Here is a 13,014-nt window from a genome sequence, read left to right as displayed (position 1 = left end):
TGAATACACACACCCCAAAATCATCACATCCGACTCCGCTTGCGCCGCCTCCATTGTCTGGTAACCCACCAGCGCCAGTACGCCATCGTCACGAAGTATGCCAGCGCCCCAAGCACCAACCCAGTCACCACCGAACCCAACAGAAACGGCTGCCACAACGTCGCCAGCTGGTGGGTGATCCACTCCCAGGTCAATTCGTCCGGCAACGTCCGGGCTGGCACATCCATCAGCCAGGCGCCGGTTTGATAAGTGCAGAAGAACACCGCCGGCATGGTGATGGGGTTGGTCAGCCAGACCAGGCTCACGGCAATCGGAATGTTGCCGCGAACCGTGATGGCCAGCGCCGCGGCCAGCAGCATTTGCAGGGGAATAGGCAAGAAAGCGGCGAACAGGCCGACGGCCATCGCCCGGGCGACCGAATGGCGATTGAGGTGCCAAAGGTTGGGGTCGTGCAGCAGCGTACCGAGAAAGCGTAAGGATTTGTGTTCCCGAATGCTCGCTGGGTCAGGCATGTAACGTTTGAATAGGCGCCGGGGCATAAGGCTTCTCGGTCGGATCACAGCAGTCAGGCCGCAAGTATGTCCGGATTCTACGACTGACAGATTCAGACTTTGTGACAATTGATAACGCGCAGGGTGCCATTGAACGTCTAAGCCTGGAGAGGGAACTCTCAAGGATGGGCTTATGCGCACGGCAATGGTCGCGCTTGCACTGGGGCTGCTGGCCCCGATTTTTCTACCGGCCTTGCCGCCGTCCTGGTTGATTGCAGCCATGACTGTGGCGGCGTTGTTGGTGTTGCCGACGCGTACGTACTGGGCAGGCTTGTTCTTCATCGGGCTGGCCTGGGCCTGTTTTTGCGCACAGCTCGCATTGGACGATCGGTTGTCCGTCGCGCTGGAGGGTGAGACTCGCTGGGTCGAGGGGCGGGTCGTCGGTTTGCCGCAACAGGGTGATGGCGTCGTGCGTTTCGAGCTCGCCGATGCGCATTCCCGGCGTACGCGTTTGCCGGCGTCGATGCGCCTGGCCTGGTATGGCGGGCCGCTGGTCAATAGTGGAGAGACGTGGCGCCTGGCGGTGAAACTCAAGCGACCCGCGGGGTTGCTCAATCCCCATGGCTTCGACTATGAGGCCTGGCTGTTGAGCAGGGGGATCGGTGCGACCGGCACCGTCAAGGATGGTTCGCTGCTACAACCGGCCAAAGGCGCCTGGCGCGATGGGGTGCGCCAGGCACTGGCAAAGGTCGATGCCCAGGGCCGTTCCGGTGCGCTGCTGGCGTTGATCCTCGGTGACGGCGCCGGGTTGAGCCGCGAAGAATGGCGGGTGCTGCAAGACACCGGCACCGTCCATCTGCTGGTGATTTCCGGGCAGCATATCGGCCTGCTTGCCGGCCTGGTCTATCTGCTGGTGGCGGGGGCGGCGCGTTATGGCGTCTGGCCGGCGCGTTTGCCGTGGTTGCCCTGGGCGTGCGCCCTGGCATTTGCCGCGGCCCTGGGGTACGGCCTGCTCGCCGGGTTCGATGTGCCGGTGCGACGGGCCTGCGCAATGATTGGCCTGGTGCTGTTGTGGCGCTTGCGTTTCCGCCAGGCTCAACCCTGGTGGGCCTGGATGGCGGCGTTCGTCGGGGTGCTGGTGCTGGATCCGCTGGCCAGCCTGCGGCCAGGCTTCTGGTTGTCGTTCGCTGCGGTGGCGATATTGATGTTCACTGTTGGCGGTCGCCTGGGGCCGTGGCGCTGGTGGCAGACGTGGACCCGCGCCCAGTGGTTCATTGCCCTGGGGCTGTGCCCGCTGTTATTGATCCTGGGACTGCCGGTCAGCCTCAGCGGTCCTTTGATCAACCTGCTGGCGGTGCCCTGGATCAGCCTGTTGGTGTTGCCCTCGGCACTGCTTGGCACGGCGTTGCTGCCGATCCCCTTCGTCGGCGAAAGCCTGCTCTGGATCGCCGGCGGGCTGCTCGATCTGCTGTTCAATGGGCTCGGCTTGGCTGCCGGGCAGGTGCCGGCCTGGGTGCCTCTCGCCATACCGCTGTGGGCGTGGTGCATTGCAGCGACCGGTGCTCTGCTGTTGTTGCTGCCCGAGGGCGTGCCCCTACGCCTCCTCGGATGGCCGATGTTGTTGCTGATGGTTTTTCCTCCCAGGGACGAAGTGCCTCCGGGCCAAGCGGAAGTCTGGCAATTGGACGTCGGCCAGGGGTTGGCGATCCTGGTGCGCACCCATCGGCATACCTTGCTCTACGACGCAGGGCCGCGCTTTGGCGAGGCGGATTCAGGCGAGCGCGTGGTCGTGCCGACCTTGCATAAGCTTGGTGTGGAAAAGATCGACATTCTGTTGCTTAGCCACGCCGATGCCGATCACGCCGGCGGAGCCCAGGCCGTGCGCAACCGATTGCCACCGACTCGGGTCATCAGCGGTGATCCGCAAGCGCTGCCCGGGGATTTGCAGGCGGGTTCATGCGATAGCGGCGAGAGCTGGGCATGGGACGGGGTCAGGTTCGAGCTCTGGCGCTGGGATTCAGCTGTCGAAAGCAATCAGAAATCCTGTGTCTTGCTGGTCATGGCGGGCGAGGAGCGACTGCTGTTGACCGGCGACATCGATACCCACGCCGAGCGCGCCTTGCTCGAAGGTCCCTTGGCGGGACCGATCCAATGGCTGGCGGCACCGCACCATGGCAGCCGCAGCTCATCGTCGATGGCGCTGCTGGCGCGGCTCAAACCTCATTCGGTGTTGATATCCAGGGGGCGGAGCAACGCGTTCGGCCATCCGCACCCCTGGGTGATCGAGCGATACAGGAGGTTGGGCCTGTCGATTTTCGACAGCGCCGAGCAGGGCGCCATTCGTCTGCAACTGGGCGCCTTCGCGCCGGCGCGCACCCAGGCAGATGTTCGGCGTTACTGGCGTGACCGGCTGGCCGCGGGGGCTTGGACAGAACATTGACCCAGCTCGTCAGTCATGGTCGTGTTGTCGGCGGCACGGGTCTGCACCGCGCGTCTGTATGATAAAGTGGCGCACTTTTTCGAGGGGGCAGTCACTGTGTGGGAATTGGTCAAATCCGGCGGCTGGATGATGTTGCCGATCATCCTGAGTTCCATCGCGGCATTGGGAATCGTTGCCGAACGCCTGTGGACCCTGCGGGTCAGCCGCGTGACCCCGGAGCATCTGCTCGGGCAGGTCTGGGTCTGGATCAAGGACAAGCAGCTGAACAAGGACAAGCTCAAGGAGTTGCGTGCCAGTTCGCCGCTGGGCGAAATCCTTGCGGCGGGCCTGGCGAACTCCAAGCATGGCCGCGAGATCATGAAGGAGTGCATCGAAGAGGCGGCTGCCCGGGTCATCCATGAGCTGGAGCGCTACCTCAATGCCTTGGGAACCATTGCCGCCATGGCCCCGTTGCTGGGATTGCTGGGCACGGTGCTGGGCATGATCGATATTTTCAGTGCGTTTACCGGGACCGGCATGACCACCAATGCATCGGTGCTGGCCGGTGGCATTTCCAAGGCGTTGATCACCACCGCAGCCGGTTTGATGGTGGGAATCCCCTCGGTATTCTTCCATCGTTTTCTGCAACGTCGCGTCGATGAGTTGGTGGTGGGCATGGAGCAGGAAGCTATCAAGTTGGTCGAGGTGGTGCAGGGCGACCGCGATGTGGACCTGGCCGGGGGCAAGAAGTGAAATTCCGCCGCAAACCACGGGAAAACATCGAGATCAATCTCGCGTCGCTGATCGACGTGGTATTCATCCTGCTGCTGTTTTTCGTCGTGACCACCACGTTTACCCGGGAGACCCAGCTCAAGGTCGAATTGCCGCAGGCCGTCAGTGGCTCGCCGGCCGAAGACCAGCAACTGAAGAACCTGGAGGTCACCATCAGCGCCGAAGGGACGTTCTCGGTCAACAACAATCTGTTGCCCAAAAGTGACCTGGCGAGCCTGATCGAGGCCCTGCAGAAGGAGTCCGGCGGCGATACGAGCCTGCCGCTCTCCATCAGCGCCGACGGCAAGACGCCTCATCAATCGGTCATCACCGCCATGGACGCCGCCGGCAAGCTCGGCTTCAGCCATCTGCGCATGACCACCGTCGAGGCGGCGCCCGCACCCTGATGGCCATGTCCGATCGATTGCTTGCCGCCTGGTATGAAGGGCATCCCGCCCTCGCGCTACTGCGGCCATTTGAATGGCTGTACCGACGCGTCGTGGTCGGCAAACGCGAGCGTTTCCTGGCAGGCGAGGGTGAGGTTTACCAGCCGCCCGTGCCGCTGATCGTGGTTGGTAATATCACCGTTGGCGGCACTGGCAAGACGCCGCTGATTCTGTGGATGATCGAACATTGCCGGCGCAGTGGCCTGCGGGTCGGCGTAGTCAGCCGGGGCTACGGCGCCAAGCCGCCGCAATTGCCCTGGCGGGTCGCGGCGGACCAGGGCGCCGACATCGCGGGCGACGAGCCGCTGCTGATCGTCCAGCGCACCGGCGTGCCATTGATGATCGATCCCGATCGCAGCCGCGCTGTCCGGGCTTTGCTGGAAAGCGAGCCGCTGGATCTGATCCTGTCCGACGATGGCATGCAGCATTATCGCCTGGCGCGGGACCTTGAACTGGTATTGATCGACAATGCCCGGGGCCTGGGCAACCGGCGTTGCCTGCCTGCCGGTCCGCTGCGCGAGCCGGCCGAGCGCCTGCAATCGGTCGACGCCGTACTGTTCAACGGCGCCAGCGCTGATCGCGAGGACGGCTTCGCCTTCCAGCTCCAACCCACCCTGCTGGTCAACCTGGCCAGCGGCGAACGGCGCCCCCTCGATCATTTTCCACCCGGCCAGGCCCTGCACGCCGTGGCCGGCATCGGCAATCCGCAGCGTTTCTTCACGACCCTTGAAACGCTACACTGGCGGCCAATACCGCACGGGTTTGCCGATCATGCCGAATACAGTGCCCAGGCGTTGAATTTTACGCCGTCCCTGCCGGTGGTCATGACGGAAAAGGACGCGGTCAAGTGCCGTGCCTTCGCCGCGCCCGACTGGTGGTACCTGGCGGTGGACGCAGCACCTTCGCCGGCCTTCGCGGCCTGGTTCGATACGCAGCTGATGCGCCTGTTGCCGGATCGGCTCTTGCCTTAAACGTTTTTCCAGGGGATTTTTCATGGACACCAAACTGCTCGATATCCTGGCTTGCCCGGTCTGCAAAGGCCCGCTCAAGCTCAGCGCCGACAAGACCGAGCTGATCAGCAAGGGCGCCGGCCTGGCCTATCCGATTCGCGACGGCATCCCGGTGATGCTCGAGAGCGAAGCCCGCACCCTGACCACCGATGAGCGCCTGGATAAATGACCACAGCCTTTACCGTCGTCATTCCGTCGCGCTTCGCCTCGACGCGCCTGCCTGGCAAGCCGTTGTTGTTGATCGCCGGCAAGCCGATGATCCAGCATGTCTGGGAACAGGCCAGCAAGAGCAGCGCCCAACGCGTAGTGGTCGCGACGGACGATGCGCGCATCGTTGAGGCGTGCGAGGGCTTTGGCGCCGAGGTGGTGATGACGCGCGAGGACCACAACTCTGGTACTGATCGCCTGGCGGAAGTGGCCGCGAAGCTCGGGCTGGCGCCCGATGCCATCGTCGTCAACGTGCAGGGCGACGAGCCATTGATACCGCCAAGTGTCATCGACCAGGTGGCCGCGAACCTGGCGGCCCATCCCGAGGCGCGCATGGCCACCCTGGCCGAGCCGATCGAGGACGTGCCGACGCTGTTCAACCCCAATGTGGTCAAAGTGGTCAGCGACCTCAACGGCCTCGCGCTCACGTTCAGTCGCGCCACCTTGCCCTGGGCCCGGGAGGCCTTCGCGCAGAGCCGCGACGTGCTGCCCGACGGCGTGCCGTACCGCCGCCATATCGGCATCTATGCCTACCGCGCCGGTTTCCTCCAGGACTTCGTCGCCTGGGGGCCGTGCTGGCTGGAAAATACTGAGGCCCTGGAGCAACTGCGCGCATTGTGGCATGGCGTGCGGATCCACGTCGCCGATGCCTTGATCGCGCCTCCGACCGGGGTGGATACCCCCGAAGACCTTGAGCGCGTTCGTCGCCTGCTGGAGGCTTGATGCGGGTTCTGTTCGTCTGTCTTGGCAATATCTGCCGGTCGCCCACAGCCGAAGGTATCTTGCGCCACAAATTGCGCGAAGCCGGGCTGCAAGAGCAGGTGGAAGTCGCTTCCGCCGGCACCGGCGACTGGCATGTCGGTAAAGCGCCGGACAAACGCAGCATGGCCGCGGCCCTGCGTCGCGGCTACGATTTATCGGCCCAGCGAGCCCGGCAGGTGACCCGCGCCGATTTCGCCACCTATGACCTGATCCTGGCGATGGACAGCAGCAACCTGCGCAACCTCAAGGTGTTGCAACCGGCCAATGCCCGAGCAGAGCTGGACCTTTTCCTGCGTCGCTACGAAGCCGAACTCGATGACGTGCCTGACCCTTACTACGACGGTGAGCAAGGTTTCGAGCAGGTGCTGGATCTGATCGAGCGCGCCACGGATCGTCTGGTGATCGAATTGAAGGGGCGGTTATGACCTTGCAAGTCCAGACGGGCGTCAGCCTCAAGCCGTACAACAGCTTCGGTGTGGATGTCGGCGCCCGGCTGTTCGCCGAAGCCCACAGCGATACGGATGTTCGGGAAGCCTTGGCCTATGCCGCCGGCCACGACGTGCCGCTGCTGGTCATTGGCGGCGGCAGCAACCTGTTGCTGACCGGCGACATCAACGCGCTCGTGTTACGCATGGCCAGCCGGGGGATTCGCTTGCTCGTCGATGACGGCGAGCGGGTGGTGATCGAGGCCGAGGCCGGGGAGCCGTGGCATCCGTTTGTCCAGCACACGCTGGCGCAAGGTTGGTCGGGCCTGGAAAACCTCAGCCTGATTCCCGGTACGGTGGGGGCTGCGCCGATGCAGAACATCGGTGCCTACGGTGTGGAAATAAAGGATGTTTTCGCCGGCCTCACCGCGTTGGATCGCTACACCGGCGAGCTGCGCGATTTCACCGTCGACGAATGCGCCTTCGCCTACCGCGACAGCCTGTTCAAGCAGCAGCCGGACCGCTGGTTGATCCTGCGGGTGCGCTTTGCCCTCAGCCGTATCGCGCATTTGCACCTGGAATACGGCCCGGTGCGCCAGCGCTTGACCGAACAAGGCATCGACCAGGCGACGCCTGCCGATGTCAGCCGGGCGATCTGCAGCATCCGCAGCGAGAAACTCCCAGACCCCGCCGTACTCGGCAACGCCGGGAGTTTTTTCAAGAATCCATTGGTGCCGGCCGCTCACGTGGCGCATCTCAAGGCGCAATACCCCGACCTGGTGGCTTATCCACAGGCTGGTGGGCAGATGAAAATCGCCGCCGGCTGGCTGATCGAGCGGGCCGGTTGGAAAGGGTTCCGCGAAGGCGACGCCGGAGTGCATAAGTTGCAGGCGCTGGTGTTGGTCAACTATGGCAATGCCACGGGGCTGGAGCTGCTGGATCTGGCTCGACGGATTCAGAAAGACATCGCCGAGCGTTTCCAGGTCGAGCTGGAAATGGAACCTAATCGGTATTGATAGCCCTCGCAATCGCGTCAGGAAAAACGCCCTGCACCGCCCGCACAATGTGATTTGTGCAGGATTGTGCAGGGCGTTTTGCGTGTTCCTGGGTTAATTTAACTGGCTGATGATGCGAGCATTCGCGTCCCAAGGCCCGGTGCAGACGCTTGCTTGCGTATGCGCAACGAAGAGCCCGATTAGCCTGAGCCAATCTGCGATACCGAACCGATTACCCAACGGCAGATGGCTCGACCCTCATAACTCGATAACGATGCGGGCGTGCCCATGATTACCCTGAAACTCAATGGAAAAGATCACTCACTGGATGTGACCGAGGACATGCCTCTGTTATGGGCGATCCGAGACGTGGCCGGCTATAACGGCACCAAGTTCGGCTGCGGCATGGGCCTGTGCGGCGCCTGCACCATCCACATCGACGGCGCCCCGGCGCGCAGTTGCATCACGCCGATCGGCTCAGTGAAGGGCCAGAACATCAGCACCATCGACGCGCTTCACGTCGATCCGGTCGGGCAGGTCGTGCAGAAGGCCTGGCTGGATACCGCCGTCGCCCAATGCGGCTATTGCCAGGGCGGGCAAATCATGTCCGCCACCGCGTTGCTCAAGACCAACCCCAACCCCAGCGACGAGCAGATCGAAGAAGCCATGGCTGGCAACATCTGCCGCTGCGGTACGTATAACCGGATCAAGACCGCGATCCGCCAGGCTTCCACTCACTTGAAGGAGGCCAAGGCATGAGCCGCTTGCCCGCTGATTTCGCGCTGAGCAACCTCAGCCGTCGTGGATTTCTCAAGGGCGCCAGCGCCACCGGCGTGCTGGTCCTGGCCGCCACTTGGGGCCTGCCGGATGCCTTTGCCGAAGAGAAGAAGTTCGGCGCCGAGGGCATGCCCCATGGCGCGGTCGATGATCCGAAGGTGTACGTCAGTATCGCCGCCGACGGCAGCGTGACAGTGATCTGCAACCGTTCGGAAATGGGCCAGGGCGTGCGTACCAGCCTGAGCATGGTAGTGGCCGACGAACTGGATGCCGACTGGGCGCTCGTCAAGGTCCGGCAGGCGCCGGCGGACGAGGCGCGTTTCGGCAACCAGGACACCGACGGTTCACGCAGCATGCGTCACTGGTACGAGCCGATGCGTCGTTGCGGTGCCGCGGCCCGGACCATGCTCGAACTCGCCGCCGCTGCGCAGTGGAAGGTGCCGGCGCAAGAATGCCGTGCACAGCTGCACAAAGTGGTGCATCAACCTTCAGGGCGCGAGTTGGGTTATGGCGAGCTGGCTGCCGCCGCCAGTGCCTTGCCGGTACCGGCTCGCGACAGCCTACGCCTCAAGCAGCCCTCGGAGTTCCGCTACATCGGCAAGCAAGCGAGCCGCGCCATCGATGGCGCAGACATCGTCAACGGTCGTGCGGTCTTTGGCGCCGATGTGCATTTCGACGGAATGCTCTACGCCGTCGTGGCCCGTCCGCCGGTCTATGGCGGCAAGGTCAAGTCCGTGGATAGCAGCGCAGCGCTGAAAGTACCTGGTGTGGTCAAAGTGCTGCAGATCGAAGGGCGCCCGTTGCCTTCCGAGTTCCAACCCCTGGGCGGCGTCGCCGTGGTGGCGAAGAACACTTGGGCGGCTATCAAGGGCCGCGATGCACTGAAGATCCAGTGGGACGATGGCCCGAACGCTGGTTATGACTCCATTGCCTACCGCAAGGAACTGGAAGCGGCCGCCCTCAAGCCCGGAAAAGTCCTGCGCAGCACCGGCGATCTCGACGGTGCGCTGACCCAGGCTGATTCAACTCTTGACGCGTCGTATTACCTGCCGCACCTGTCCCAGTCGCCCATGGAACCGATGGTGGCCGTCGCCCGGTTCAAGGACGATCAATGCGAGGCCTGGGCACCCAGCCAGGCACCGCAGGTGACCCGTGAACGCGTGGCCGAGCGCCTGGGCATTCCTTTCGAAAAGGTCACGGTGAACATCACGCTGCTGGGCGGCGGTTTCGGACGCAAGTCAAAACCCGACTTCGTCGTCGAAGCGGCTGTCCTCGCCAAGGAATTTCCCGGCCAGGCCGTACGGGTGCAATGGACCCGCGAGGACGATATCCATCACTCGTATTTCCATACGGTATCGGCTGAATACCTGAAGGCCGGCCTGGACAAGAACGGCATGCCCTCCGCTTGGCTGCACCGCACCGTGGCCCCGACCATCACCGCGCTGTTCGCGCCCGGCATGACCCATGAAGCACCATTCGAAGTGGGCATGGGCGTGACGAACATGGCCTACGCCATTCCCAACATGCGCCTGGAAAACCCCGAGGCGGTGGCCCATACCCGGGTTGGCTGGTATCGCTCGGTCTCGAACATTCCCCATGGCTTCGCGATCCAGAGTTTCATCGACGAACTGGCCCACAAGGCCGGCCAGGATCCGCTGAAATACCACCTCAAGTTGCTGGGCCCGGACCGCAAGATCGATCCGAATTCCCTGAATGACGGTTGGAACTACGGCGAATCCCCCGAGCGTTATCCCATCGACACGGCGCGGATCCGTACCGTGCTGGAAACCGCCGCGAAGGCCGCCGGTTGGGGACGTGAGCTACCCAAGGGGCGGGGATTGGGATTGGCGGTGCACTACAGCTTCGTCACTTATGTGGCAGCGGCGATCGAAGTCGAGGTCAAAGACGACGGCACGGTGATCGTGCACAAGGCGGACATCGCCGTGGACTGCGGTCCGCAGATCAACCCTGAGCGCATCCGCTCGCAGTTCGAAGGTGCCTGCGTCATGGGGCTGGGCAATGCGATGGTAGGCGAGATCAGCTTCAAGGGTGGCAAGGTGCAGCAGGACAATTTCCATATGTACGAAGTGGCGCGAATGTCCCTGGCGCCCAAGGAAGTGGCGGTGCATCTGGTCACTCCGCCGGGCGAGGTGCCGTTGGGCGGTGTTGGCGAACCGGGCGTGCCGCCCATTGCGCCGGCCTTGTGCAACGCGATCTTCGCTGCCACTGGCAAGCGTATCCGCAATCTGCCCGTGCGTTATCAGCTGCAAGGCTGGCAACAGGCCAAAGCCTGATGGACAGCGTTGACCTGAACGTATTGCGCAGCGTCCTGGAATGGCGCCGCGCTGGGCAGCGGGTGGTATTGTTCACCGTGGTTCAGACCTGGGGCACCGCGCCCAGACCTCCGGGGGCCATGTTGGCCCTGCGCGAGGACGGCGTGGTGATCGGTTCGGTATCGGGCGGTTGTGTCGAGGATGACCTGATCGCCCGGCTGCACGACGGCCGTATTCCCGAGGACGGTCCGCCGGTGCAACTCATCACCTACGGCGTCACCCGCGAAGAGGCAGCGCGCTTCGGCCTGCCGTGTGGCGGTACGTTGTGCCTGACCGAAGAGCGGGTCGGCGATCCTGCCTGGGTCGCCGAATTGCTTGAGCGATGCGAGGCCCATGAAATCGTCGCCCGGGAGCTGACGATCGCCAGTGGCAATGTGACTCTGGCGCCGGCGAGCAAAACCGACGCCCTGGTGTTCGACGGGCAGCTGCTGCGAGCCATTTATGGCCCACGTTGGCGGTTGCTGTTGATCGGCGCTGGGCAACTGTCCCGTTACGTGGCGGAAATGGCCCGATTGCTGGATTTCGAGGTGCTGATCTGCGATCCGCGCAAGGAGTTTGTCTACGGTTGGGAAGAACAGCATGGCCGCTTCGTTACCGGCATGCCCGACGAAGCGGTTCTGGACATCCAGACCGACGAACGCACGGCGATCGTGGCCCTGACCCATGATCCGCGCCTGGACGACATGGCACTGCTCACCGCCTTGGATTCCAAGGCCTTTTACGTCGGCGCCCTGGGCTCGCGGGTCAACAGCCAGAAGCGCCGAGATAATCTGGCTCAGCTAGGCTTGTCCGCAGAGGCGATCGGACGCTTGCATGGACCAATCGGCCTGCACATTGGCAGCCACACGCCGGCGGAGATCGCTTTGTCGCTGTTGGCTGAAATCGTGGCCATCAAAAATGGCGTGGAACTGCGGCAGAAAAAAACGTTGTAGGCCGTGGACGAGGAGGGCGTATGGGAAAGTCGATTGGCGTGATCATCCTGGCGGCGGGATCGGGCAGTCGCTTTCGTCAGGTAGCCGGCGCGGACAAGGATAAGTTGCTGGCCGACTGCACGGGGCGTGACGGCGCCGTCAGATCGGTAATCGAGCATGTGTTGGTCAACCTGCCGGCATCCTTGGAACGGCGCGTTCTGGTGGTGAACAACGACCGGCCGCAAGCCATTCGCATGGCCCAGGCCTATGGCTGCGATATTGTGGAACTGAACTCCCCCGGCCTGGGGGATAGCATTGCCGCGGGTGTCCAGGCCTGCCCGGATGCCGATGGCTGGCTGATTATGCTGGGCGATATGCCTTTCATCCTGCCGTCGAGCATCGAGCAAGTGGCCGCGGTAATTAGCGAGGAGGGCATCAGCGTGCCGGTCCTCACCGGCGAGTACGGACACCCGGTGGGATTTGGTCGTGGGCTCGGGCCGAAACTGATGGCACTGACCGGGGATTTTGGTGCCAAGGCGCTGTTTACCGGAGCGCAAGTGCTTGAGGTTCCGGTGGACGACCCTGGCGTAACCTGGGATGTCGATGTGCCAGATGCGCTGGCCTTCAAATAAACCATCGACGATGGACCATGACCGGTATCGGCTGCACATCCCGTGTGAGAGCTTTAGGGGATAGAAATCCTGCGCCTGGCTCGAATCCCCTGTGGGAGCGAGCCTGCTCGCGATAGCGGTCTAGCATTCACCATGGTTGCAGGCTGAGCCGGCGCCATCGCGAGCAGGCTCGCTCCCGCATTGGATCTTCAGTGGGTATAAATCCTGAAGCTGGCCCGAATCCCCTGTGGGAGCGAGCCTGCTCGCGATAGCGGTCTAGCATTCCCCACGGGTGCAAGTTGAGCCGGCGCCATCGCGAGCAGGCTCGCTCCCACATTGGATCTTCAGTGGATATGAATCCTGAGGCCGGCCCGAATCCCCTGTGGGAGCGAGCCTGCTCGCGATAGCGGTCTGGCATCCACCATGGTTGCAAGCTGAGCCGGCGCCATCGCGAGCAGGCTCGCTCCCACATTGGATCTTCAGTGGATATAAATCCTGTGCCTGGCCCCGAATCCCCTGTGGGAGCGAGCTTGCTCGCGATAGCGGTCTAGCATTCACCATGGTTGCAGGCTGAGCCGGCGCCATCGCGAGCAAGCCCGCTCCCACATTGGAGCTTAGTGGATATAAATCCTGTGCCTGGCTCGAATCCCCTGTGGGAGCGAGCCTGCTCGCGATAGCGGTCTGGCATTCACCATGGTTGCAAGCTGAGCTGGCGCCATCGCGAGCAGGCTCGCTCCCACATTGGATCTTCAGTGGATATGAATCCTGAGGCCGGTCCGAATCCCCTGTGGGAGCGAGCCTGCTCGCGATAGCGGTCTGGCATTCACCATGGTTGCAAGCTGAGCCGGCGCCATCG

At 63.2% G+C, this 13,014-nt stretch carries 13 protein-coding genes; 12 read left to right on the top strand and 1 reads right to left on the bottom strand.

The window, feature by feature from the left end; translation table 11 throughout:
* Positions 1-23: 23 nt before the first annotated feature.
* Entirely contained in the window at positions 24-539 is a 516-nt protein-coding gene (locus tag J3P81_RS17440; protein ID WP_420766897.1) for a DUF2062 domain-containing protein, read from the bottom strand.
* A gap of 145 nt (positions 540-684) precedes the next feature.
* Here J3P81_RS17440 and J3P81_RS17435 point away from each other — a divergent pair, with 145 nt between their 5' ends.
* From J3P81_RS17435 to J3P81_RS17380, 12 genes are all read left to right on the top strand, one after another.
* On the top strand, positions 685-2,931 hold the full coding sequence (locus J3P81_RS17435) for a DNA internalization-related competence protein ComEC/Rec2 (RefSeq protein WP_434560036.1): 2,247 nt from the start codon (positions 685-687) through the stop codon (positions 2,929-2,931).
* Positions 2,932-3,027: 96 nt separating this feature from the next.
* Positions 3,028-3,663 carry a MotA/TolQ/ExbB proton channel family protein gene (locus J3P81_RS17430; RefSeq protein WP_420766996.1) on the top strand — a complete coding sequence of 212 codons (636 nt, stop codon included), beginning with the start codon at positions 3,028-3,030 and terminating at the stop codon, positions 3,661-3,663.
* Positions 3,660-4,088 (top strand): ExbD/TolR family protein, encoded by a 429-nt coding sequence (locus tag J3P81_RS17425; protein ID WP_434560034.1) that lies wholly within the window; start codon positions 3,660-3,662, stop codon positions 4,086-4,088. Before J3P81_RS17430 ends, J3P81_RS17425 begins: the two co-directional genes overlap by 4 nt.
* The gene (lpxK, locus tag J3P81_RS17420; protein ID WP_434560032.1) at positions 4,088-5,098 is read left to right on the top strand and encodes a tetraacyldisaccharide 4'-kinase; all 1,011 of its coding nucleotides are present in this window, start codon (positions 4,088-4,090) and stop codon (positions 5,096-5,098) included. Before J3P81_RS17425 ends, lpxK begins: the two co-directional genes overlap by 1 nt.
* Positions 5,099-5,120: 22 nt before the next feature.
* A complete protein-coding gene (locus J3P81_RS17415; RefSeq protein WP_003179363.1) occupies positions 5,121-5,306 on the top strand; it encodes a Trm112 family protein in 186 nt (61 codons plus the stop codon).
* Positions 5,303-6,067 carry a 3-deoxy-manno-octulosonate cytidylyltransferase gene (gene kdsB, locus J3P81_RS17410; RefSeq protein WP_420766893.1) on the top strand — a complete coding sequence of 255 codons (765 nt, stop codon included), beginning with the start codon at positions 5,303-5,305 and terminating at the stop codon, positions 6,065-6,067. The genes J3P81_RS17415 and kdsB overlap by 4 nt, the downstream gene beginning before the upstream one ends.
* The gene (locus J3P81_RS17405) at positions 6,067-6,531 is read left to right on the top strand and encodes a low molecular weight protein-tyrosine-phosphatase (RefSeq protein WP_420766892.1); all 465 of its coding nucleotides are present in this window, start codon (positions 6,067-6,069) and stop codon (positions 6,529-6,531) included. The genes kdsB and J3P81_RS17405 overlap by 1 nt, the downstream gene beginning before the upstream one ends.
* Positions 6,528-7,547: a UDP-N-acetylmuramate dehydrogenase gene (murB, locus tag J3P81_RS17400; RefSeq protein ID WP_434560030.1), complete on the top strand. Its 1,020-nt coding sequence runs from the start codon at positions 6,528-6,530 to the stop codon at positions 7,545-7,547. The genes J3P81_RS17405 and murB overlap by 4 nt, the downstream gene beginning before the upstream one ends.
* A 267-nt stretch (positions 7,548-7,814) precedes the next feature.
* Complete coding sequence (locus J3P81_RS17395; protein WP_420766995.1) at positions 7,815-8,285, top strand: (2Fe-2S)-binding protein; 471 nt, start codon at positions 7,815-7,817, stop codon at positions 8,283-8,285.
* Positions 8,282-10,597, top strand: a complete 2,316-nt coding sequence (locus tag J3P81_RS17390; protein ID WP_434560028.1) for a molybdopterin cofactor-binding domain-containing protein — start codon at positions 8,282-8,284, stop codon at positions 10,595-10,597. Before J3P81_RS17395 ends, J3P81_RS17390 begins: the two co-directional genes overlap by 4 nt.
* The gene (locus J3P81_RS17385) at positions 10,597-11,568 is read left to right on the top strand and encodes an XdhC family protein (RefSeq protein WP_434560026.1); all 972 of its coding nucleotides are present in this window, start codon (positions 10,597-10,599) and stop codon (positions 11,566-11,568) included. The genes J3P81_RS17390 and J3P81_RS17385 overlap by 1 nt, the downstream gene beginning before the upstream one ends.
* A gap of 20 nt (positions 11,569-11,588) precedes the next feature.
* Positions 11,589-12,179, top strand: a complete 591-nt coding sequence (locus J3P81_RS17380; protein ID WP_434560024.1) for a nucleotidyltransferase family protein — start codon at positions 11,589-11,591, stop codon at positions 12,177-12,179.
* Positions 12,180-13,014: the final 835 nt, after the last annotated feature.

The organism is Pseudomonas sp. R1-6 (assembly GCF_051132115.1).
GTDB lineage: Bacteria > Pseudomonadota > Gammaproteobacteria > Pseudomonadales > Pseudomonadaceae > Aquipseudomonas.
The sequence above is the reverse complement of the archived record's forward strand: the minus strand, read 5'-3'. Positions and strand labels throughout refer to the sequence as shown.